The organism is Proteus sp. G2675, assembly GCF_963886535.1.
In the GTDB taxonomy this organism is placed as follows: Bacteria; Pseudomonadota; Gammaproteobacteria; order Enterobacterales; family Enterobacteriaceae; genus Proteus; species Proteus mirabilis.
Window position 1 is genome coordinate 84,383 of record NZ_CAWPCB010000054.1, and the last position, 24,790, is coordinate 109,172.

21 protein-coding genes are annotated in these 24,790 nt (G+C 41.5%); 5 read left to right on the forward strand and 16 right to left on the reverse strand.

The annotated features are described in order from the left end of the window. Positions 1-9: 9 nt before the first annotated feature. From nuoL to hexA, 12 genes are all read right to left on the reverse strand, one after another. The gene (nuoL, locus tag AACQ49_RS17755; protein WP_004248388.1) at positions 10-1,845 is read right to left on the reverse strand and encodes an NADH-quinone oxidoreductase subunit L; all 1,836 of its coding nucleotides are present in this window, start codon (positions 1,843-1,845) and stop codon (positions 10-12) included. Continuing rightward, complete coding sequence (gene nuoK, locus AACQ49_RS17760) at positions 1,842-2,144, reverse strand: NADH-quinone oxidoreductase subunit NuoK (RefSeq protein ID WP_004243687.1); 303 nt, start codon at positions 2,142-2,144, stop codon at positions 1,842-1,844. Before nuoK ends, nuoL begins: the two co-directional genes overlap by 4 nt. Continuing rightward, positions 2,141-2,674, reverse strand: coding sequence for an NADH-quinone oxidoreductase subunit J (gene nuoJ, locus AACQ49_RS17765; protein ID WP_004243688.1), 534 nt, complete (start codon positions 2,672-2,674; stop codon positions 2,141-2,143). Before nuoJ ends, nuoK begins: the two co-directional genes overlap by 4 nt. Positions 2,675-2,686: 12 nt before the next feature. Next, positions 2,687-3,229 carry an NADH-quinone oxidoreductase subunit NuoI gene (gene nuoI, locus AACQ49_RS17770; protein ID WP_004243689.1) on the reverse strand — a complete coding sequence of 181 codons (543 nt, stop codon included), beginning with the start codon at positions 3,227-3,229 and terminating at the stop codon, positions 2,687-2,689. Positions 3,230-3,243: 14 nt separating this feature from the next. Further along, positions 3,244-4,221 carry an NADH-quinone oxidoreductase subunit NuoH gene (gene nuoH, locus AACQ49_RS17775; protein WP_004243690.1) on the reverse strand — a complete coding sequence of 326 codons (978 nt, stop codon included), beginning with the start codon at positions 4,219-4,221 and terminating at the stop codon, positions 3,244-3,246. Continuing rightward, positions 4,221-6,944, reverse strand: coding sequence for an NADH-quinone oxidoreductase subunit NuoG (nuoG, locus tag AACQ49_RS17780; protein WP_196731214.1), 2,724 nt, complete (start codon positions 6,942-6,944; stop codon positions 4,221-4,223). Before nuoG ends, nuoH begins: the two co-directional genes overlap by 1 nt. A 62-nt stretch (positions 6,945-7,006) precedes the next feature. Then, on the reverse strand, positions 7,007-8,371 hold the full coding sequence (gene nuoF, locus AACQ49_RS17785; protein ID WP_004243692.1) for an NADH-quinone oxidoreductase subunit NuoF: 1,365 nt from the start codon (positions 8,369-8,371) through the stop codon (positions 7,007-7,009). Then, positions 8,368-8,913 carry an NADH-quinone oxidoreductase subunit NuoE gene (gene nuoE / locus AACQ49_RS17790; protein ID WP_004243693.1) on the reverse strand — a complete coding sequence of 182 codons (546 nt, stop codon included), beginning with the start codon at positions 8,911-8,913 and terminating at the stop codon, positions 8,368-8,370. The genes nuoF and nuoE overlap by 4 nt, the downstream gene beginning before the upstream one ends. 2 nt (positions 8,914-8,915) lie before the next feature. Further along, positions 8,916-10,712, reverse strand: a complete 1,797-nt coding sequence (gene nuoC / locus AACQ49_RS17795) for an NADH-quinone oxidoreductase subunit C/D (protein WP_004243696.1) — start codon at positions 10,710-10,712, stop codon at positions 8,916-8,918. 76 nt (positions 10,713-10,788) lie between these two features. Then, positions 10,789-11,463, reverse strand: coding sequence for a NuoB/complex I 20 kDa subunit family protein (locus AACQ49_RS17800; RefSeq protein ID WP_004243697.1), 675 nt, complete (start codon positions 11,461-11,463; stop codon positions 10,789-10,791). 17 nt (positions 11,464-11,480) lie between these two features. After that, a complete protein-coding gene (locus AACQ49_RS17805) occupies positions 11,481-11,933 on the reverse strand; it encodes an NADH-quinone oxidoreductase subunit A (protein ID WP_004243698.1) in 453 nt (150 codons plus the stop codon). Positions 11,934-12,728: 795 nt separating this feature from the next. Beyond that, positions 12,729-13,646: a transcriptional regulator HexA gene (gene hexA, locus AACQ49_RS17810; protein ID WP_004243703.1), complete on the reverse strand. Its 918-nt coding sequence runs from the start codon at positions 13,644-13,646 to the stop codon at positions 12,729-12,731. A gap of 842 nt (positions 13,647-14,488) precedes the next feature. On the opposite strand from hexA, the gene AACQ49_RS17815 reads away from it, so the two are divergent. Together AACQ49_RS17815 and yfbR are read left to right on the forward strand one after the other, a co-directional pair. Continuing rightward, positions 14,489-15,703: a pyridoxal phosphate-dependent aminotransferase gene (locus AACQ49_RS17815; protein ID WP_004243704.1), complete on the forward strand. Its 1,215-nt coding sequence runs from the start codon at positions 14,489-14,491 to the stop codon at positions 15,701-15,703. Positions 15,704-15,836: 133 nt separating this feature from the next. Then, positions 15,837-16,418, forward strand: a complete 582-nt coding sequence (yfbR, locus tag AACQ49_RS17820) for a 5'-deoxynucleotidase (protein WP_004243705.1) — start codon at positions 15,837-15,839, stop codon at positions 16,416-16,418. Positions 16,419-16,479: 61 nt separating this feature from the next. On the opposite strand, the gene AACQ49_RS17825 is transcribed toward yfbR, so the two are convergent. The 4 genes from AACQ49_RS17825 to yfbV all read right to left on the reverse strand — a co-directional run bounded on the left by AACQ49_RS17825 (position 16,480) and on the right by yfbV (position 20,206). After that, a complete protein-coding gene (locus tag AACQ49_RS17825; protein ID WP_017627997.1) occupies positions 16,480-18,309 on the reverse strand; it encodes an SLC13 family permease in 1,830 nt (609 codons plus the stop codon). Between the two features lie 109 nt (positions 18,310-18,418). Further along, positions 18,419-19,081, reverse strand: a complete 663-nt coding sequence (locus tag AACQ49_RS17830) for a sugar phosphatase (protein WP_004243707.1) — start codon at positions 19,079-19,081, stop codon at positions 18,419-18,421. Between the two features lie 34 nt (positions 19,082-19,115). Then, positions 19,116-19,610, reverse strand: a complete 495-nt coding sequence (locus AACQ49_RS17835) for a YfbU family protein (protein WP_023843594.1) — start codon at positions 19,608-19,610, stop codon at positions 19,116-19,118. A gap of 140 nt (positions 19,611-19,750) precedes the next feature. Next, a complete protein-coding gene (gene yfbV, locus AACQ49_RS17840) occupies positions 19,751-20,206 on the reverse strand; it encodes a terminus macrodomain insulation protein YfbV (protein ID WP_004243712.1) in 456 nt (151 codons plus the stop codon). 391 nt (positions 20,207-20,597) lie between these two features. Here yfbV and ackA point away from each other — a divergent pair, with 391 nt between their 5' ends. The 3 genes from ackA to AACQ49_RS17855 all read left to right on the forward strand — a co-directional run bounded on the left by ackA (position 20,598) and on the right by AACQ49_RS17855 (position 24,501). Then, a complete protein-coding gene (ackA, locus tag AACQ49_RS17845) occupies positions 20,598-21,800 on the forward strand; it encodes an acetate kinase (RefSeq protein WP_004243716.1) in 1,203 nt (400 codons plus the stop codon). Positions 21,801-21,877: 77 nt separating this feature from the next. Beyond that, complete coding sequence (gene pta, locus AACQ49_RS17850) at positions 21,878-24,022, forward strand: phosphate acetyltransferase (RefSeq protein WP_036895280.1); 2,145 nt, start codon at positions 21,878-21,880, stop codon at positions 24,020-24,022. Between the two features lie 335 nt (positions 24,023-24,357). Next, positions 24,358-24,501: a Hok/Gef family protein gene (locus AACQ49_RS17855; protein WP_161779199.1), complete on the forward strand. Its 144-nt coding sequence runs from the start codon at positions 24,358-24,360 to the stop codon at positions 24,499-24,501. The last annotated feature ends 289 nt before the right edge of the window (positions 24,502-24,790 follow it).

Sequence of the window (24,790 nt, forward strand, 5' to 3'; positions counted from 1 at the left end):
GTCCCTTAATTAAACCAGAAGCAGCAGAGCGATAACCAGCACTGCACCTAAACCGAGAGAAGCCGCATACCAACGCGCTAATCCGTTTTCACTGAAACTCAAGCCTTTATTGGCGCCTTTAAAGAGACAACCAAAGAGATTAAAGAATTGGTTAACAGGATCATTTTGGATAAGCCATGCCGCACCTTTATAAGGTTTGACAAACAGCACCTCATACAGTGCATCAAATCCCCATGCGTGGAACCACCATGTTGAGAAGAAACGCCCTGTTTTGGTATTTGCCACCTGAGAAACAAGTTGACGCTGTTTCAGGTATAACCATGCTGCAATGGCAACGCCTACAATCGCTACCACACCAGAAAGGATTTCTAATACATACTTACCTTCATGAGTAACGGTGCTTTCTGGGAAAACATCGCCTAACGGTTGGGTAATTAACGCCCCAATAAAGGTTGATAACAACGCTAATACCGCTAATGGGAAAGTATGAGTGAAGCCTTTAACTTGGTGTGCTTCGGTTTTGGTTTCACCATGGAATACGATGAAAATTAAACGGAAGGTATAAAGTGACGTAAAGAATGCGCCAATTAAACCTGCTAACATTAAATTGAAATGTCCGTTTGCGTACGCACCCCATAAGATTTCATCTTTACTGAAGAACCCTGCTGTTAACAGTGGTAATGCCGCTAAGGCACCTCCGCCAATTAAAAAGCATGCATAAACAAATGGGATCTTCTTACGTAACCCGCCCATCTTAAAGATATTCTGTTCATGATGGCAGGCAATAATCACTGAACCTGCAGATAAGAACAGTAATGCTTTAAAGAACGCGTGAGTCATTAAGTGGAAAATTGCGCCATCCCATGCTTGAGCACCCAACGCCAAGAACATATAACCAATTTGGCTCATGGTTGAGTAAGCAAGAATACGCTTGATATCGGTTTGTACTAAAGCCGCAAAACCCGCTAATACTAATGTCACTGCACCAACGATACCGACTAATTCTAAGATATCAGGTGCCATTAAGAATAGCGCATTACTACGGGCAACTAAGTACACACCAGCGGTAACCATGGTGGCGGCGTGGATCAACGCAGAAACAGGTGTTGGACCGGCCATCGCATCCGCTAACCAAGTTTGTAATGGCAGTTGTGCTGATTTACCTACCGCACCCCCTAAGACCATTAACATTGCCCAGTTAATGATGCTTGATCCTGCGGTCAGTTGTTCAGGAGCCAGTACCGCCATTTCGCGGAAACTTAGCGTACCTAATTGATCAAACAGGATAAACATACCGATAGCTAAGAAGACATCACCAATACGGGTAACAATAAATGCTTTCATTGCTGCCGCGCCATTAGCTGGGTTGTTATAGTAGAAACCAATTAATAAGTAACTACATAAACCAACCCCTTCCCAACCCATATACATCAGCATCATATTATCAGCCAATACTAAAACAACCATACTCGCGATAAATAAGTTGGTATAAGCAAAGAAGCGAGAATATCCTTCTTCACCACGCATATACCAAGATGCATACATATGAATAAGAAAACCAACGCCAGTGATAACACCTAGCATGGTTAATGATAGGCCATCAAGTACCAACGTAAATGGGATAGTAAAGTTCCCCGCTGACATCCAAGTCCAGAGTGTTAAGACTTCTGTTTCTTGTCCGTGAGCAAAGAAATCTATCCCCACCCAAAGTGTCACTAAAGCTGATAAACCAACAGCGCCCGTGCCAATCCATGCTGATACATTTTCAGACCAACGACCACCTGAGAATGCGAGCAGTAAAAATCCCAGCAGTGGTAGCACAAAGGTTAAATAGAGTATATTCATCCGCGCATCTCACTGACTGTATCAATATTGAGGTTTTGGCGATGACGATGAAGTTGTAATAACAATGCCAAGCCAATACTTGCCTCTGCCGCTGCCAAACTGATTGCCAGAATATACATAATCTGACCATCTGTTTGACCCCAATAGCTACCACCAACCACAAAGGCTAGCGCAGCTGAATTAATCATAATTTCGAGTCCGATCAACATAAATAACAGGTTGCGGCGAAGTACTAAGCAAGTAAAACCTAACACAAATAGTACCGCAGCCAAGATCAAACCATGTTGAAGAGGTATCATTTTGGCTCCCCTACTTTTTCGTTTTCGACGAGATCGTCATGGCTCTGATCACGACCGATGTGATAAGCAACAATTAATCCTGACAATAAGAGAACGGATGCTAACTCAACAGCCAGAATATAAGGCCCAAATAAGCTAATACCGACTTCTTTCGCCCCAATAATCTCACCACTAATCTCACCATGAGTGACACTACTAATTGCATAAACCAATACAATTAACAGTACCAGAGACAAAATCGCTGGCCCTATCCAAAATCTAGGCTGTAACCATTTTCTCTCTTGCTCAACGACCGATTTTCCTAAGTTAAGCATCATCACAACGAATACGAATAGCACCATAATCGCGCCGGCGTAAACGATGATCTCTAAAGCACCTGCAAAATAGGCACCTAACGAGAAGAACACTACTGAAAGGCCAATTAATGAAACAATCAGATACAGCAGTGCGTGTACCGGATTGGTATGCGTTATTACTCTTAAAGTGGCAAGGATTGAAATCAGTCCTGCAATATAAAATGCAAATTCCATGAATATCGCTCCTTACGGTAACAGGCTTTTGACATCGATAGGTTTCGCTTCATCATCTGCTTCACCTTTATCTTTGCCATTAATCGCCATACCTGTTTTACGGTAAAAGTTATATTCAGGATATTTACCAGGCCCTGAAATTAATAAATCGTCTTTTTCATAAACCAGATCTTGACGCTTAAATTCACCCATTTCGAAATCAGGGGTTAATTGTAGAGCCGTTGTTGGACATGCTTCTTCACATAAGCCACAAAAGATACAACGCGAAAAGTTGATACGGAAAAACTCAGGATACCAACGCCCATCTTCATGTTCTGCTTTTTGTAATGAGATACAACCAACAGGGCACACCGCTGCGCACAAGTTACAAGCAACACAACGCTCTTCACCATCAGGATCACGGGTCAATACAATACGTCCACGATAACGCGGTGCAACATTGACAGGTTCTTCCGGGTACATCTGCGTTTCGCGTTTGGCAAAGGCGTGTAAGCCAATCATCCAAATGCTGCGTACCTGGGTGCCGAAACCAGTCACTAACTCTTTTAAAGTCATGGTTCAATCACCCCTTATTGAGCGTTGTAGAGGATCACTGCAGCAGTGACCAACAGATTGATTAAAGTTAACGGTAAGCAGATCTTCCAACCAAAAGCCATCACTTGGTCATAACGCGGACGCGGTAATGATGCACGGATCAGAATAAACATCATCATGAAGAATCCTGTTTTCAGTGCAAACCAAACGAATGACGGTAAGAAAGGACCTTGCCAACCACCGAAGAATAACGTCACTATTAAGCCAGAAACGGCAACGATACCGATATATTCACCGACAAAGAACAGACCGAATTTCATACCGGAATATTCAATGTGATAACCATCAGCCAACTCTTGCTCTGCTTCGGGTTGGTCAAAAGGATGACGGTGACAAACGGCAACGCCAGCAATCGCAAAGGTAATAAAGCCAAAGAATTGTGGGATAATGTTCCACATATGGGCTTGCGAATTGACAATATCCGTTAAGTTAAACGAACCCGCTTGTGCCACAACACCTAAAATAGAAAGTCCTAAGAAAACCTCATAACTAACTGTTTGTGCTGAAGCACGCATTGCACCTAATAACGAATATTTATTGTTACTTGACCAGCCAGCAAATAAAACGGCATACACCGCTAAACCCGCTACCATCAAGAAAAATAAAATACCGATGTTTAAATCAGCCACAACCCAGGTTGAGCTAACTGGCACAATAGCAAATGACAATAATAAGGAAGAAAAGGCAATCACTGGTGCTATGGTAAAGATAAAGCGATCAGCAAATTTTGGGATCCAGTCCTCTTTAAAGAACATTTTGATCATATCCGCAATTAACTGTGCTGAACCAGCATAACCTACACGGTTAGGCCCATAACGGTTTTGGAATAATCCCAGTAGACGACGCTCCCCCATACTCATAAAAGCACCACAAGTGACAACCACCAGCAAGATCACCACGGCTTTTAAAACAGTGAGTAAAATCTCTGTAACTTCAGGAGATAACCAGCTCATTATGCAATACCCCGCAGTTGACGAACCGATACACCCACCAGTGATGGCGAAATGCCAGCCATCCCTAACGGAAGGCCAATTTGACCTCGAGTTAAGTGAGCACTGATTTTCACAGGTAAGGTGAATTCACGACCTTCGTAAGTAAACATCGCTTGTTGACCTTGAGATAATGCTAATGCGATGGCATCAGATTCACTCACGGTTAAATAAGCGTTGTCCATACGTTGTTGGATCACTTGTGAACGTTGCGATAACTCTTCGCTACCAAACAGACGATAGTAAGGAGCTACAACCCATTGATTTTCAACTAGGTTAAAGGCTGGTGGAATATCAGTGAAATAACCTAATGTGTTATCACTACATTCGATTAAGCGTACACCCGGATCACCAAAACGTAAGCTTCCCCCGACTTCAGACTGGAACTTATTCCATGCTTGTGGTGAGTTCCAACCCGGTGCCCATGCAAATGGAATTTGCTGGCGAGGAGCCGTTGGGCTGTTGTTTCCTTCCATAGAGAAAGCAAATGGGCTATCGATATCTTTCGGTTGACGCTGTTCATGTACTGAAACATTTGCCAACATGGAAGTACGACCACTATAACGATGCGGTTCACGGGCTAATTTTTGACCACGAATACGGAATGATGCATTAGGTGCCGCATTCACAATACCGGCAAATTGCGGTAGACGCGTTGCACATAGCTCAATCACATGATCTAATTGCGTCCAGTCAAGATTACCTTCATGCCATTGTGAATCAACAGCACTTAGCCAACGCCAGCTTTCATGCATCACCACTTCTTTGTTATAGAAAGAAGGTTCAAACACTTGGAAGTAACGTTGCGCTCTGCCCTCTTGACTCACCATAGTGCCATCACTTTCAGCAAAGGAGGAAGCAGGTAACACAAGGTGTGCTTTTTCCATGATCTCAGTTTGCTGATGGTCAATCACAATTAGGTGATCCACTTTAGCAATCGCGTCATCAATGACGTCGGCGGCAAAATGGCGATACAAGTCGTTTTCCATCACAATAGCGCTATCTGCTTGACCACTACGCATCACTTTCAATGCGTCATCCAGTGGTTTCGCTTTCATCATCGCCAGCCCCATGCTATTGGCATCATCTGCCACATAAGAGAGACCAACTTCGCTCCCCTTGGCTTTTAAGGCAAAAGCGATATTAGCAGCCGCTTTGATAACCTCTTCGCTACCGGCATGACTACCACTAATGATTAACGGTTTTTTCGCTTGCGATAAGGCTTGAACAATCATGTCAATCTGTTTATTCAATGCTTCATCTAAGCCATCAACCGCAGGGGCTTCACCATTAATATGATGAGCAATGGCAAAACCTAAACGCGCTTGTTCAACCACCGGCGCACGATAACTCCAAGCGGCAACATCATCCAGACGAGTTTCATCAACATGAGTGACAAACAGTGGATATTTCGCCCGTTGACCGATATTCATGATGGCGGCAATTTGCCAATCAGCCACTTTTTGTGCGGCTGCCATCTCACGTGCTTTACCTTTTACGGCTTGACGTACTGACAGTGCCATACGAGCACCTGTCTGTGTTAAGTCTTCACCTAACACCAGTACTGCGTCATAGTCTTCAATCTCACGGAGAGATGGAGTATAAACGCCACCTTTTTGTAAAATATCCAGCATTAAGGTCAAGCGAGCCTGCTCTGCAGCTGAAATACCACTATAGAAATTTTCAGCACCAACCACTTCACGTAAAGCAAAGTTGCTTTCAATACTGGCTCGTGGTGAGCCGATACCGACAACACGTTGCCCTTTCTTCAGCATTTCTGCAGCGGCTTGCGTTGCTTGTGCTGCACTGATTTCAAGCCAGTTACTGCCTAAACGTTTTTTAGGTTGACGAGGTCTACTCGCTAAATTGACATAACCGTAGCCAAAACGACCACGATCACAAAGGAAGTAACGGTTTACTGTACCGTTATAACGGTTTTCAATACGACGCAATTCACCATAGCGCTCACCTGGGCTGATATTGCAACCCATACTACAACCTTGGCAAATACTTGGGGCAAACTGCATATCCCACTTACGGTTATAACGTGATGAGTGAGTTTTGTCAGTAAAGACACCCGTTGGACAAATCTCAACTAAGTTACCTGAGAATTCGCTCTCTAATGTGCCATCTTCAATCCGTCCAAAGAACACGTTGTTATGTGCACCAAAGACCCCCAGATCAGTGCCATCAGCATAATCTTTGTAGTAACGAACACAGCGGTAACAAGCAATACAGCGGTTCATTTCATGAGAAATAAACGGCCCTAACTCTTGGTTTCTATGTGTACGCTTAGTAAAGCGATAGCGACGCATAGTATGACCTGTCATAACGGTCATATCTTGAAGGTGGCAGTTCCCCCCTTCTTCACAAACAGGACAATCGTGAGGATGGTTAGTCATATACCATTCAACAACGCTTTCGCGGAATTTTTTCGCTTCTTCGTCATCAATGGAGATAAACGTGCCATCAGCCGCAGGTGTCATACAAGACATTACCAAACGACCGCGGGTATCCTCAGCATTTTGATACTGCTTAACCGCACACTGGCGGCAAGCGCCAACGCTTCCCAGCGCTGGGTGCCAGCAAAAATAAGGAATATCTAAGCCTAAATTAAGACAGGCTTCTAACAGGTTATCAGCCCCGTTAACTTCATATTCTTTGCCGTCTACATGAATCGTAGCCATAGTCAGCATGCTTCCCAAAGGCCTGCATTGCAGGCGTTAAACCTAGAATGTATCGTGAAAAACTACCAGCGGCTTTTCAGCAAGTTAGGCTGAATACCACGGATAAGATTGGCATTGGTATAGTCTTCTTGAATAATGCCAGCCTCAAATTCTTCACGGAAATATTTGATTGCGCTTTGTAAAGGCTCTACTGCCCCTGGTGCGTGAGCACAGAATGTGTGCCCTGGGCTTAAAGAGCGGCAGAGGTGCTCAAGAGTCTCAATATCACCAGGACGACCTTGACCTTTTTCTATCGCGCGTAAGATTTCGACACTCCATGGCAAGCCATCACGACAAGGTGTACACCAGCCACAAGATTCACGCGCAAAGAACTCTTCCAAGTTACGGGTTAATGAAACCATGTTAATTTCATTATCTACCGCCATCGCCAACGCAGTACCTAAACGGCTACCAGCTTTGGCGATCGTGCCAAAATCCATAGGGAGATCGAGATGATCTTCTGTTAAGAAATCTGTTCCTGCACCACCGGGTTGCCAAGCTTTTAATTTCAGCCCATCACGCATCCCCCCCGCATAATCTTCTAAGATTTCACGAGCTGTAGTACCAAAAGGTAATTCCCATAAGCCTGGATATTTCACGCGACCAGAGAATCCCATTAATTTGGTACCTGCATCTGGACTTTTACCGGCGCTTAAACCGATATACCAATCTTTGCCATGCTCAATAATCGCGGGTACGTTACACAGCGTTTCAACGTTATTCACGCAGGTAGGTTTTCCCCAAGCACCGGAGGTTGCAGGGAATGGCGGTTTCGAGCGAGGGTTAGCACGACGACCTTCCAGTGAGTTGATCAGTGCTGTTTCTTCACCACAGATATAACGACCTGCTCCTGTGTGAACAAATAGCTCAAAATCGATACCAGAGCCGAAGATATTTTTGCCTAAAAAACCCGCTGCTTTGGCTTCTTCAATAGCATGACGCAGGTGCTTAGCCGCTTCAATATATTCACCGCGTAGGAAAATATAACCACGATAAGCTTTCAATGCATGCGCACCGATAATCATCCCTTCGATTAACAGATGTGGCAGTTCTTCCATTAACAGGCGGTCTTTATAGGTTCCCGGCTCCATTTCATCTGCATTACAAAGGATGTAACGGATATTCATACTTTCATCTTTTGGCATCAGGCTCCATTTCAAGCCTGTTGAGAATCCAGCACCACCACGTCCTTTTAAGCCTGCATCTTTAACTTCAGAGGTCACCTCATCAGGTGCCATGCTTTTTAATGCTTTTTCTGCCGCTTTATAACCGTTTTTTGCACGGTATTCATCCAGCCATACTGGCTGACGATCATCACGTAAGCGCCACGTTAGCGGATGCGTTTCTGCGCTACGAATAATCGGTTTTGCTCCTGAAATTGCTGTCATGGATACTGCTCCAGTAACGTTTCAATCTCTTCAGGTTTAACAAAACTGTGAGTATCGTCATCTACCATCATAGTAGGACCTTTGTCACAGTTACCTAAACAACAGGTTGGCAGTAAGGTAAAACGACCATCTGGTGTTGTTTGACCAGGAAGGATATTGAGGTGCTTCTCAATAGCTGCCTGAATGCCTTGATAACCTGTAATATGGCAAACCACACTGTCACAAAAACGAATAATGTGACGGCCGACGGGTTGGCGGAAAATTTGACTATAAAAGGTTGCTACCCCTTCTACATCGCTAGCCGGTATACCAAGCACATCGGCAATAGCATAGATAGCACCGTCTTCAACCCAACCTCGATTTTTTTGCACTATTTTCAGCGCTTCAATCGATGCAGCACGGGGATCTTCATAGTGATGTTTTTCTTGTTCAATTTCAGCACGCTCTTCTTGCGTTAAAACAAACGTGTTTTTCTTTGAATGAGTTACATCAACGATTTCAATCTTCGCGGCATCCTCTTTATGGTTTAATTCATTTTGCATGATTAACGATCCACATCCGACATTACAAAATCGATACTTCCCAGATAGACAATCAAGTCAGAAACCAGACTACCGCGGATAACCGCTGGGATTTGTTGCAGGTGAGCAAAACTTGGCGTACGAATACGCGTACGATAGCTCATCGTGCTGCCATCACTGGTTAAATAATAGCTGTTGATCCCTTTAGTGGCTTCCACCATCTGGAATGATTCATTCGCAGGCATAACAGGGCCCCATGAAACCTGTAAGAAGTGGTTAATCATGGTTTCAATATGCTGTAATGTGCGCTCTTTTGGTGGCGGAGTCGTCAGTGGATGGTCGGCTTTAAATGGCCCTGCTGGCATATTTTTATAACACTGCTCGAGAATACGTAAGCTTTGACGTAATTCTTCGACTTTCAGCATGACACGATCGTAACAGTCACCATTGCTTGCTACTGGAATTTCAAACTCAAAGTTTTCATACCCTGAGTATGGACGCCATTTACGCACGTCAAACTCAACCCCTGTAGCACGAAGCCCGGCACCCGTTACCCCCCAATCTAACGCTTCTTTAGCGTTATAAGAGGCAACACCAATGGTACGGCCTTTTAAAATGCTGTTTTGCAAGGCGGCTTTAACGTAAGAATCAAGACGTTTTGGCATCCAATCTAAGAATTCACGTAGTAAGCGCTCCCACCCTTTTGGTAAATCGTGGGCAACACCACCGATACGGAACCATGCCGGATGCATACGGAAACCGGTAATTGCTTCCACAATATCGTAAACTTTTTGACGATCAGTAAAGGCAAAGAATACCGGTGTCATCGCACCAACATCTTGGATAAAGGTACTGATATACAGTAAATGGCTATTAATACGAAATAGCTCAGACAGCATGACACGAATGACTTTAACGCGCTCAGGTACTTCAATACCGGCAAGCTTTTCCACCGCCAGTACATAAGGCATTTCGTTAACACAACCACCAAGGTATTCAATTCGGTCGGTATAAGGAATATAACTATGCCATGATTGACGCTCGCCCATTTTCTCTGCACCACGATGGTGATAACCAACATCAGGTACACAGTTGACGATTTCTTCGCCATCAAGTTGCAAAATAATACGGAATGCACCGTGAGAAGATGGGTGATTAGGACCAAGGTTTAAGAACATAAAGTCCTCATTCTCAGTACCGCGTTTCATTCCCCACTCTTCTGGTTTAAAGGTCAGTGATTCCATTTCCAGATCCTCTTTCTGCTTAGTCAGCACATAAGGATCAAATTCTGTCGCACGAGCGGGATAATCTTTACGCAGTGGATGACCTTCCCAATTCGGCAACATCATAATACGGCGTAGATTAGGGTGTCCGTTAAAGACGATCCCAAACATATCCCACACTTCACGCTCATACCAATTCGAGTTCGGAAAGATAGAAGTGAGAGTCGGTAGATTAAGATCTTTTTCACTTAATGCGACTTTCAGCATGATATCTTTATTACGATCGAGTGATATCAGATGATAGAAAACGGAAAAATCAGCTGCCGGCAAGCCTTGACGATGCGTGCGTACACGCTCATCAACGCCATGCAAGTCGTACAGCATGACATATGGTTTTGGTAAAGATTTGAGGTATTGCATAACCTCAATAAGTTGTTCCCGCTTAACCCATACCACTGGCATGCCGGTACGAGTCGGCTGGAATGTAAACGCATCTGGCCCAAATTTCTGACGCAGTTCGTTAACCACCTGATCATCAATATGATCGCTGGTTTCCCACGCTGGCCGTGCGCTATTTTGCGCTATCTGATCGGTCATTTCTATTCACCACAACTTTGATCAGGGTTACTATGATCGCAACACATTGCTCTGGTTACGTCTTAGGCAAAAGCCTTTAAATTTCGTCTGGAGTACGCAGATTTTTTACTGCGATCCGCTCACCGTGTTTTCTTTCTCGTTCTGACTGCATATTGGCACGGTAAACGCCTTGGTCGCCCACCACCCAAGATAATGGGCGACGTTCTTTACCAATGGACTCTTGTAATAACATCAATGCTTGCATATAAGCTTCTGGACGAGGTGGGCATCCTGGGATATACACATCAACAGGGATGAATTTATCGACACCTTGCACTACCGAATAGATGTCATACATACCACCAGAGTTAGCGCAAGCTCCCATGGAAATAACCCACTTAGGCTCTAGCATCTGATCGTATAAACGCTGAATAACGGGCGCCATCTTTGTAAAGCAGGTTCCTGCAACCACCATAAAGTCAGCTTGACGAGGGGAAGCTCGTAATACTTCAGAACCAAAACGCGCTACGTCATGGACCGCAGTAAATGACGTCACCATTTCAACGTAACAACAGGAAAGACCAAAATTATATGGCCATAAAGAGTTTTTTCTGCCCCAGTTCACAACGTCATGTAACGCATGTTCCAGTTTTCCCATATACACGCTGCGATGAACGTGAGCATCTAACGGGTCACTGACAATTTCCTGTGATTGCAGGGGATAACGGTCATTCTCACCGTTCGGATCTATGCGGGTGAGCGTATAATCCATTTTTAATGCCTCGCTTATTACTGCTGCGGATGTTTGCCGCTGGTTAATCTGACATGGCTTTTACCCGCGGTTTCACGGCGAGAGCGAACTGGTGTCCAATTTAATGCACCAATACGAACCAAATAGAATAATCCAGCTAATAAAATTGCGATAAAGACAGCTGCTTCAATAAAGCCTAACCAGCCCACTTCACGTACGGAAACGGCCCAAGCATAAAGAAACAGTGCTTCAACATCGAAAATTACGAAAAACATGGCAACTAAATAGAATTTAGCTGACATGCGCAGACGAGCGCTGCCAACGGAATCAAGGCCAGATTCATAAGGAACATGTTTAGCCCTTGCTTGTGCACGGCCGCCTAAATAGCGGGCACCCAGCAACATGAGCGAACATAACCCCAATGCGCCTATTAAGAAGACAGCAAATGCCCAATAGTGGGCGATAACTTCGGTGGTCGTAGACATACTCATTGCTTACTCATCAAAGGTGGTGTCAATTAACCAACTCTTATCCGGCGGTTTACACCACATTTATTAATACGAAAAAAAAGGTAAAACAACAGACTTGCTAATTAAATAAATGATAACAATCTATTTAAACCTTTCTTCTTTTAAGGAAAACATTGTGATAACTCACTCAGTTTTCCGTCGCTTCTTAACAAATTTAACACTCATTTTTAACACCCAATTACTGGCCAATGCTAAAACGTGTCAGTCAACCTACAAATTTTCTGCTAACACGCTTAGTCTAACCGATAATTCGATTTTACTACACCAGTATCTCAGGAAAAACCTGACTCTATATAGGCAAATGTGCCTTATTTTTTTGATCAAACTCACAAAATAGTCGAAAAAATACATAATCAGTTTAAATTTTATCCAAATTTTAACAAATTAACTTTCCAATAATGTGGAGAAGGTCAAATATCCGTTTTCATTTGACTATTTATTCCCTGAAAACCTAGACAAACCTTTTATTTGTTAACAATTTCTACAAGCGTGTAACCCATCACACCTGCATACAATTTTTTAACAAAGCGACTGAGCGGGAAAAGAGAGGTGGATCACACTGTGATATACATTAATCTCTATAAATATTAAACCAATGTGACTATTTAAAAATAAAGCATAAAAAAACGGAAACAAATGCGTTTATAGCACCTGTTTCCGTTGATTGTGATATATCACTTTATTGTTTCGTTTGACTATTTTTAACCGTTAATATGGGTTATCCAAATAATCATGATAACAATATCACTCTGCGCCTTACTCTAAATCTAAAGAATGCGCTTCTTCAACTGAAGTGACAGTATAAGGCGTTTTCTTATTTTCGATGGCATTGAATACCGTTAATACAGCTTCGTTTTGCTCATCAAAATTACGATATAACCAGTACTGAGTCTCAGGCAAACGAGGTAACCCTTCGCTTTCGCCTAATATACGTAAATCAGCATTTTGCATTTCTAATGGACGAGCTGTGATCCCCACTTCGGCATTTACAGCAGCACGAACCGCAGATAAAGAAGCCGCTTCATACGCAATACGCCATTGAATACCTGCGTCATCTAGTGTATTTGTTGCCAACTGACGGAATGGGTTAGTTTCGTCCATGACCACTAAAGGAATAGGCTCATTCATTTGTAATTGGAAATCAGGGGCACAATGCCACAAAACAGGCGCTGTACGTAACGCTGTGCGTGGATGATGTCCAATACGTGCAGTGGTTAATGCTAAGTCGATTTCGTGGTTATCAAGCATAGTCTCAATAAATTGAGAACGCTTAATACGCACATCAACCGCTAAACGTGGATATACTGATGCGATACGATTTAACAAAAATGGTAGTAGTGTATCGACGGAATCATCAGATGCACCAATACGTAACTCACCTTCAGCATCACTATATGTTAATGAAGCAGTTGCATCATCATTAGCACGGAGAATTTGACGTGCATAGCCTAATAATTGTAAGCCATGCTCTGTTAACAGTTTATTACGACCATGACGGGCAAAGAGTTCTCTGCCGACTAATTGCTCTAAACGTTGCATCTGCTGACTGACTGCAGATTGAGTTCGACATACAGCGGCTGCAGCGGCTGCAAAAGTATTCAAATCTGCTACAGCAACAAACGTTCTAAGCAGATCGAGGTCGAGATTCATTATCGGACGATTTGCATTAATCATTGTTTATTCTTCACTTATTTTTGATTTTTAAATTACATATACCTGGTGTTTTTTATCAAAAGTCTAAATTGGACTTCCGATTCAGACAGTACCTTACTCTGAAAAAGAGAGCAAAGACATACTGAATACTTTACATTTGTTTGTTGTCGTTTACACCTCCTAGTTCGCAAGCAACTGCATTTTTTTGTAACAAATTAAATTTTATTATCATTCTAAGGATCTACAAGAAAGAACTGTATACCATCATTACAAGTTAGATGTAGATCATACAATGCTCTCTAGGAATACATAAATTTTAACATTTTTAAAATAATTTAAATTACCTTAACTGTGTATGCTATTTTAAGTATCCACCCTTATAAAATATATTTAAGATTTCAATTTAATTTATATAAAAACTATTTGATTGATATGAATAAAAATAGATTTAACCATATTATTTGAAAATTTAATATATTAAGTAAGATAATACAAATCCGATAAAATTATTCAATAATTGATTATGCAACATCTTATCAACGTCCCTCTCACATCTGGTTATTGTTAAAAAACGCACTAAAAACCCTCCCTTCACCAGCATAATATTTTTTATTTTTATTCAAAATAAGAACATACCACCAGATTAAGTGATACTTTCAGTCATCAAAATAAGTTCTTTAGAATAAACTGACCTTTTACACCAAAAATTATCTAGCATCTTCAAAAGTTTGTAGTGTAAGAGTAGAGTGATAGAACAGTTAATTTGCTGGGACAGCCTTTTCATTTATATCTTCCCGAGATGTGTATGAGAAATATAAATGTCGCTATGTAGATAAAGTCATACCCGATTAGGTAAACGTGCTATGAATCAAATAAAAAAATCAAGTAAACTCGACCATGTTTGTTATGACATTCGAGGACCGGTTTTGCAAGAAGCAAAACGTCTGGAAGAAGAAGGTAATAAAGTATTAAAACTCAATATTGGTAACCCAGCACCTTTCGGTTTTGAAGCGCCAGATGAAATCTTAGTAGATGTTATTCGTAACCTACCTAGCTCTCAAGGCTATAGCGACTCTAAAGGGCTTTTTTCAGCACGTAAAGCCATCATGCAACATTACCAAGCCCGTGATATGCGTGATGTAACTGTTGAAGATATCTATATTGGTAACGGTGTTTCAGAGCTTATCGTACAAGCTATGCAAGCATTATTAAATGATGGCGATGAAATGCTAGTTCCAGCGCCTGATTACCCATTATGGACCGCTGCGGTTTCTCTTTCTGGGGGTAATGCTGTTCATTACATGTGTGATGAGCAACAAGGTTGGTTTCCTGATTTAGATGATATCCGTCGTAAAATCTCCCCCAGAACGCGCGGTATTGTGATTATAAACCCTAACAATCCAACCGGCGCGGTATATAGCAAAGAGATTTTGCTGGAAATTGTTGAAATTGCCCGTCAACACAATTTGATTATTTTTGCCGACGAAATTTATGACAAAATTCTTTATGATGATGCCCAACATCACTCTATTGCCGCAATGGCACCTGATTTATTAACTGTTACCTTTAACGGTTTATCAAAAACCTATCGTGTTGCAGGATTCCGCCAAGGTTGGATGGTACTTAATGGCCCGAAAAAACAAGCAAAAGGCTATATTGAAGGCTTAAATATGCTGGCATCTATGCGCTTATGTGCCAACGTGCCGATGCAACACGCGATCCAAACGGCATTGGGTGGCTATCAAAGTATCAGTGAATTTATTCTACCTGGAGGCCGTTTATACGAGCAACGCAACCGCGCATGGGAGCTTATCAATCAAATCCCAGGGGTTTCTTGCGTTAAACCAATGGGAGCGTTGTATATGTTCCCTAAAATAGACTTAAATCGTTATAGTATTAAAGATGACCAAAAAATGATCCTCGATTTACTATTACAAGAAAAAGTCTTATTAGTGCAAGGTACTGCATTTAACTGGCCCCACCCTGATCATTTCCGTATTGTGACACTCCCTCGTGAGAATGATTTAGAGATGGCGATTCAAAAATTTGGTCGTTTTATTGTCGGCTACCATCAATAGTTATTATTAATAAAGATAAAACGCAATATCACTGAGGTTATATTGCGTTTTTTTATTTTCTTACTGATCACCGTTTACATCTAGTGTCTATCCACTCACAATAATCTCTTCAATCACGCTATTGGGAGATATTATGAGTTACTTTTTTGCCCACCTTTCTCGTTTAAAGCTAATTACACGCTGGCCTCTGATGCGTAATATTCGCCAAGAAAATGTCTCTGAGCATAGTTTACAAGTGGCTTTTGTTGCCCATGCATTAGCGGTGATTAAAAATCGTAAATTTGATGGCAATGTCAACGCCGAGCGTATTGCACTACAAGCAATGTATCATGATGCCAGTGAGGTTATCACCGGTGATATGCCAACTCCTATTAAATACCACAATCCACAAATTGCTCATGAATATAAAAAAATAGAAAAATATGCTCAGCAAAAATTGATTGAAATGTTACCCGAAGAGTTACAAGAAGATTTTCGCCCTCTTATCGATGAGCAATTACATAGTGAGGAAGAAACTTTTATTGTCAAACAAGCTGATAGTTTATGTGCCTATTTAAAATGCCTTGAAGAGTTAGCTGCGGGTAATAGCGAATTTAATTTGGCCAAAAATCGTTTAGAAAAAACGTTAGCAGAAAGACATAGCCCTGAGATGGACTATTTTATGAAAGTGTTTGTACCAGGCTTTAGTTTATCGCTAGATGAGATCAGTGAGTAAGTAGTAAAAACGCCGTTTATAATAAATGAAACTAAACGGCGTTTTTGCAAAAGATAACCGATTAAAATGGGAATAATAGCGGTATTAAGAAAACGCTAATCAACATCACAATAATGGTAAAAGGCACCCCTATTTTAATAAAATCAGCAAATTTATAACCACCAGGCTCAAGGATCAGGGTATTAACTGGGGATGATACAGGTGTCATAAACGCCGCCGATGCAGCAACACCAATGACCATTGCAAAAGGTAACGGAGAGACATCCATTTGATGGGCCGCTGCTATTGCAATCGGTGCCATTAACACCGCCGTTGCCGTATTAGAGATAAATAAACCAATAGTGGCACAAAGTACAAATAAACAGACTAACATAACCTGTGGCCCAGCATTCCCTGCTACATCCATAAGTCCATTAACGATAAGCTCGATACCCCCAGTTTTTTGCAATGCAGCCGCAAAAGGCATCATCCCGACAATCAAGATAATACTTGGCCAATGAATAGAACGATAAGCACTTTCCATATCTATACAGCGAAATTTTCCCATCAATAAGCAAGCAATTAACGCGGCAATAAAGTTAGGTACTTCATTGGTCACCATTAATGCAACCATTAATGCTAATGAAAAAAGTGCATGTGGTGCTTGCGATGAGGCCGGTGCAACAGTATCAATTTCAGCCGCTAAATTTAATACAATAAAATTACGCGGTTTTGTCGAAAGTATACGAATTAATTTCCAATCACCAATAACCAGTAACACATCTCCTAGACGTAATGGCTCATCAACAATTTTCCCCGGTAAAGCACTCCCTTCACGGCGAATAGCCACAACGTTTAGCCCATAACGTGTACGGAATTTGATTTCTCTTAATGATTTTCCTAATAATTCTGAGTCAGGGTTCATAGAGACTTCTGCTAATCCCACATCACGAGATTGCTCAGAAAAATACTCTCCACGTAACACCATCGGCTCTAACATTTGTTCACGACAGAACTCTCGTAAATCTACCTCACTTGCTGACATATCCACTAATAGGACATCTCGCTCTCTTAATTCAGTGCCTCCCGTCGCACTGACCATAACACGCCGAAAACGCCTCCAGCGTTCAATACCGACAACGTTTGCTCCATAGCGAGAGCGTAAATGTAATTCATCTAGAGAGTGACCAATCAGTGGTGAACCTTTACGTATGGCTAAGCGACGTGCACGCCCTGCTAATTGGTAATCACGGATAAGATCACGAAAAGTACGACGATAAACCTCTTTTTGCTTACCCCCTTCACTTGAACCTAACCAACGACGTACCACCAGCATATATAACACACCCGCAACTAATACAGCGATCCCTATTGGGGTAATAGAGAAAAACTGAAAACTGGGTAGCCCTTCCCTAACTAATTCACTATTAACCACCATATTAGGCGGTGTCGCAACTAGGGTCATTAAACCACTAATTAACCCCGCAAAGCCAAGAGGCATCATTAATCGACTGGGAGAAGTTTTCATCCGTGCCGCCACACTGAGCACCACAGGAATAAAAATAGCCACCACCCCTGTCGAGCTCATAAAAGCCCCTAAACTTGCAACACAGATCATTAATAGCACCAGCATTTTTACTTCACTACTACCCGCAACTCGTACTAGCCAATCTCCCATTTGATATGCCACACCTGTTCTTACTAATCCTTCCCCAATAACAAAAAGGGCCGCAATCAGTAATACGTTCGGATCGCTAAATCCTACCGTGGCTTCATTTAATGAGAGAGTGCCGCTAAGAACAAAAGCGACGATGACAAGTAAAGCGACCACATCCATGCGGATTTTGTTGGTCGTAAAAAGGACAATAGCTATCAATAGCAGGCTTAAAACCCATAATAATTCGCTATTCAAAATGGCCTCGATCAGCAATAAGTGAAAACAGATTAATACGTCAATTCACTGCATTGATAAGTAGACCATTTTTACCAATATAAATCTCGTTATATGATCAAATAAATGATTAACATTTATGCTTAATAACGACTTGCTGATTTTCTTTGTCAATTTGTAAATCATTTAATGAATCAATGATTAAATCAATTTCATTACGACGAGGAAGGGAAATCGGAGCATGTACGGCAATAACCTGACACCCGGCATCTAAACCAGAATAAATACCTGCAGCAGCATCTTCAAAAACCACACACTCTTTGGGAGCTAAGCCTAATTTTTTTGCCCCTAAAAGATAAGGCTCAGGGTTGGGTTTCCCTTGAGTGATACATTCTGCCGTCACCCAATGTTTAGGCTCAGGAATACCTGTAACTGACTGACGAGTAGAGGCAATTGGTACTGTGCCTGAGGTGACAATTGCCCAAGGGATCGCTAAGTCGTTTAAGCGATTAATGAGTTCGATAGCCCCCGGAAGAGGGGCTAATCCTTCTGTTTGTGTCGCTTCTAACTTTTCTAGCCAACGAAAAGTCTCTTCAATCTGTGCTTGCGTAGCATTAGGCATAAAATGGCGAATCGACTCAATGGCCGGCTTTCCATGGATATAGTTATTAATTTCTTGTGTTGATACCCCTACTCGCTCACCAAATAGTGCCCAACAGTATTCAACAACAGGCAATGAATCAACTAATGTACCATCTAAATCAAAAAGAAAGCCTTTACAGGTGATTGTCATATTTTATGCCTACCTTATCGTGATGCGTTAATAATTACGCATTCAGTATTTGTTGGATCTCAACACTGCTTAGGTGATATTGACGTGGACAGGCTAACCAAACAGCCAGCATTCTTTGGTATTTCTCCCACATAGGCGTTTGAGAGTTAAAACCATGACTACCACTATCAAAATGCGTATATCGCCCTTCAGTATTGACCATAAAGCGTACATAGCTAAGATAACGAGATTCTGTTGCTGCATCAAAACCCATAAATGCCACTCGACGAGCATCCGGCATTTCTGGTGATTTTAAATTTTCTCGAGAAACTTGCAATGCATGGTACATTTCCATGATGTTAATAATGGTTCGGCAGGTCTCTTCTGACATCTCATCAAAATCGCGGTCTAATTCACGTAATTGTAATCCATAACCACGTTCAATAATTGTCTGATAGCGACGATAACGTTCAGCGTTATCAGGATCCATCATGGTCATCATTTTATATTGATTAGAGAGGATCAAGCGTTGTGCGTGTGTCATTTCCATCATTAATTCTCCAAAGAAATTATTGGAGAGAGCATGGCATTAATCAAAACACTTGAGTAGTGCTAACAACACGTTTTTTGATCTAAACAGGGGTAATTTTAATCCATTAAATAACCCATGAAGAAGGTAGAACAAATGTTCTACACATCATCAAGAAAAGAGCGATCAAGTTGCTTAAAAGCACGTTTAAGCAAATGCGCTAATGAGAGATAGGTTGGCGTCTTTTCTACTGGGGCTAATGCAATACCCGCTTGCTCAAATTTTTCACGAATTTCATAAAACCAATTGAGTAACACAGCGGGTAATGGCGTTGCAGCGCGTTTTCCTAACCACCATAATCCTTGCATTGGCAGGCTACAGGCAAAAAGTGCAGTAGTGATCGCCGGCCCCAAATCGCCACCTAATGCAATTTGCCAGGTTAATGTAAAAATAGCGATAGGAGGCATATAACGTATGCCAAAACGCGTTGCTTTTATCATTCTATTTTCAGGAAAAACTGGGGCTAATTGCTTCTCAACCGGCCAGGTTTTTAGATACTCGTTCCCTAGGCGTAACTTTTTGAAGAAACCTGGGGGAGTCACTGTCGGTTCGTTCATAATGACCTCAATCAATTTTTTCTATAACTTTTAAAAAACATCTATAAAGAATAAAAATCTTTTAGTAGAATTAAGTATATTTTGTCTTTGTTGCCTTTACTCTGTATCCTGTGCTCATTCTAAAGGTTTGTGGCAATAAAGCGCTATATTTTGTTTGCCGGCGTGATTTTCAACCCTTTTCGCCGATTTTCGGGCAAAAATTTTGGGGTGAATAAAAATCGTCCAATTGATGATTGGCAACTATAATTAGCATCAAGTTTTTTACCCTAAGCATGATGCGTATCATTAATGTCATCATAGTAATGCGATAGGCTTTTATGAGTGACGTTTTATTAACCATCGTCTTTATAATATAAAAGACACTACGACAACAAGATAAATAGGTAATTCCATGTCAAGTAAGCTGGTGCTGGTACTGAACTGCGGTAGTTCTTCTCTTAAGTTTGCAATTATTAACCCAGAAAATGGTGAAGAATTCCTTTCAGGCTTGGCTGAGTGCTTCAACCTTCCTGAAGCCCGCCTGAAGTGGAAAATGGATGGTCAGAAACATGAAGCGGCTTTAGGCGCTGGTGCTGCCCACAGCGAAGCATTAAACTTTATTGTTAATACTATTCTGGCTGAAAAACCAGAACTTTCACAACAAATCGCAGCAATTGGTCATCGTATTGTTCACGGTGGCGAGAAATTTACTAAATCTGTCGTCATTACTGACGAAGTCATCAAAGGTATTGAGGCGGCTATTCCATTTGCCCCATTACATAACCCAGCTCACCTTATTGGTATTGAAGAAGCGCGTAAAGCCTTCCCTCATTTAATTAATAAAATGGTGGCAGTATTTGACACTGCATTCCACCAAACAATGCCAGAAGAAGCTTATCTGTATGCTCTGCCATACAGCTTATATAAAGATCACAGCATCCGCCGTTACGGTGCTCACGGAACTAGCCATTTCTTTGTTTCCCGTGAAGCAGCTAAAATGTTAAATAAACCTGTTGATGAACTGAACGTAATCACTTGCCATTTAGGTAATGGTGGTTCTGTTTCTGCTATTGTTAACGGTAAATGTGTTGATACTTCTATGGGTTTAACACCATTAGAAGGTTTAGTCATGGGTACTCGTAGTGGTGATATCGATCCTGCTATCGTGTTCCATTTACATGACACTTTAGGTATGAGCGTTGAAGATATTAATAAACTGCTCACTAAAGAATCTGGTTTATTAGGTTTAACGGAAGTTACTAGTGACTGCCGTTATGTTGAAGATAACTACGAAACAAAAGCTGATGCTAAACGTGCAATGGACGTTTACTGCCATCGCTTAGCGAAATACATCGGTTCTTATTGTGCACTGATGGAAGGTCGTTTAGATGCCATTATCTTCACTGGTGGTATCGGTGAAAATGCAGCAATGGTTCGTGAATTATCACTGAAAAAACTCGCTCTATTAGGTTTTGAAGTTGATCATCAGCGTAACTTAGATGCACGTTTCGGTAAATCAGGCACCATCACTACCGATAACAGCCGTCTTGCTGTTGTTATCCCAACTAACGAAGAGTTAGTTATCGCTCAGGATGCTAGCCGCCTGACCGCTTAAGTTTTTTGATGTACTGCCAGTGTTATGCTGGCAGTACTGTTTCACATAACGAGCAACCGATATTTAAAGAGGTTTCCGTGTCCCGTACAATTATGCTAGTCCCAACTGATACACGTGTAGGTTTAACCAGCGTCAGCTTGGGTGTAATCCGTTCTATGGAACAAAAAGGCGTTCGCCTTAGTGTATTCAAACCTATCGCACAGCCTCGTGTTAAAGGCGCATTAGATCAAACCACTGCGATTATCCGCTCTCACTCCACAATTCAATCCGCAGAACCTTTAAATATGGATTACGTTGAGTCATTACTCAGCTCCAATAAAAAAGATGTTCTGATGGAAGAAATTGTTGCTAGATATCACGAAAATACTGCTGATGCAGAAGTTGTACTGATTGAAGGCTTAGTGCCAATGCGTAAGCACCCTTTTGCACAATCTTTAAACTATGAGATTGCCAAAACATTAGGTGCTGAAATTGTTTTCGTTACTGCATTAGGCAACAACACCGCTGAGCAGTTAAAAGAGCGCATTGAATTTGCTCGTGCTGAATTTGGTGGTGTAAAAAATCAAAATATCACAGGTGTGATTGTTAATAAATTAAATGCCCCTGTGGATGATCAAGGTCGTACTCGCCCTGATTTATCAGAAATTTTTGATGACTCAAGCAAAGCGATTATCTCTAATATCGATTTAAATACCATCGAAAAAAATAGCCCACTTCCTTTATTGGGTTGCATTCCATGGAACTTCGATTTAATCGCTACTCGTGCTACAGATATGGCAAAACACTTAAATGCGACTATCATCAATAAGGGTGATATTGAAACTCGTCGTATTAAGTCTGTGACTTTCTGTGCTCGTAGTATTCCACATATGTTAGAGCATTTCCGCCCAGGTTCATTGCTTGTCACTTCTGCCGATCGCCCAGATGTGTTAGTTTCAGCATGTCTTGCTGCAATGAATGGCGTTGAAATCGGTGCTATCTTACTCACAGGTGGTTACCAAATCGATGCACCAATTAAACAATTGTGTGAGCGTGCATTTGAAACTGGTCTACCTATCTTTATGGTTAATTCAAACACTTGGCAGACTTCATTAAATCTGCAAAGCTTTAGCTTAGAAGTGCCAGCAGATGACCATGAGCGTATCGAAAAAATTCAGAACTATGTTGCTCAACATATCAATAACCAATGGATTGATTCACTGACAGCAAACTCTGAACGTCCTAATCGTTTATCACCACCAGCATTCCGTTATCAATTAACGGAATTAGCTCGTAAGGCGAAAAAACGCATCGTATTACCTGAAGGTGATGAACCTCGTACCGTTAAAGCCGCGTCTATTTGTGCTGAACGTGGTATCGCAACCTGTGTACTGTTAGGTGATCCTGAAGAAATTCGTCGTGTTGCTGCAGCACAAGGTGTTGAATTAGGTACAGGTATTGAACTCGTCAATCCTAAAGAAGTACGTGAAATTTATGTACCTCGCTTAGTTGAACTGCGTAAAAACAAAGGTATGACAGAAGTTGTTGCTCGTGAACAGTTAGAAGATAACGTTGTTCTCGGTACCTTAATGTTAGAAAAAGGCGTCGTTGATGGTCTTGTTTCTGGCGCTGTTCATACAACCGCTAACACTATTCGCCCACCACTACAGTTAATTAAAACTGCACCCGGTAGCTCATTAGTGTCTTCTGTGTTCTTTATGCTATTACCAGAACAAGTCTATGTTTATGGTGACTGCGCAATTAACCCAGATCCAACCGCAGAACAACTGGCTGAAATCGCTATTCAATCTGCAGACTCAGCAAAAGCGTTTGGTATCGACCCACGCGTTGCGATGATCTCTTACTCTACAGGTAACTCAGGTGCTGGCAGTGACGTTGAAAAAGTGCGAGAAGCAACTCGTTTAGCACAAGAAAAACGTCCAGATCTGATTATTGATGGTCCTTTACAATATGATGCGGCTGTAATGGCTGACGTTGCTAAATCTAAAGCACCAAACTCACCTGTTGCGGGTAAAGCAACTGTGTTTATCTTCCCTGATCTAAACACCGGTAACACTACCTATAAAGCAGTACAACGTTCAGCAGACTTGGTTTCCATTGGACCAATGTTACAAGGTATGCGTAAACCTGTTAACGACCTTTCTCGTGGCGCGTTAGTCGATGATATCGTCTACACTGTTGCATTAACTGCAATTCAAGCAAGCCAACAAGAAAATGCCTAATTATTGAATTCACTTCAATAAATTATAAAAACGCCAGATTATCACTGGCGTTTTTTTATAATGGTTGATAAATCAAAGAACGCATTATAAACCCCATTTATAAAACAAAATAACTCATTGATTTAATAATCTTTTTAGCTTTATTTTAGCAAAATAAACAGAGACACACGGCTATTTTCTGTTAGTATACAAGCGGGTGCTTGGATCATTTTGGTTCAAGCATTTGCAAGGACCAAAAAGACGAAAGCCCCGAATTCTATTTACATAAAATTCGAGGCAGTCTCAAGTCCCAAACAACTTGATTCTGTCTCCTTTAACAAGGAGTGTCAAGAGAAATGACTAAGCTTGCCCTTATTGGGCTGATTACTGTATGTATTACAGTTTTGTGTTTTACCCTACTGAGACATGAAAGATTGTGCTCTTTTAATATCAGCAGTGCTAACACCCTAGTTCAAGCGAATTTATCTTGCGATAAATAGCTTTGTGGGGGAATTTTCCCCCACAATTTCTCGCCCAACGTTGTTGCGCCTTGTGTTCACAAGCACCCTACTTTAAACAATCATATCACTTGCGTTCAATATATATCACGGACGTTTTTAAATAGATCATAAATCAAACAACGCATTATAAACCCCACTTATAAAACAAAATAACCTATTGATTTAATAAATCTTTTTAGCTTTATTTTGGCAAAATAAACAGAGACACACGGCTATTTTCTGTTAGTATACAGGCGGGTGCTTGGATCATTTTGGTTCAAGCATTTGC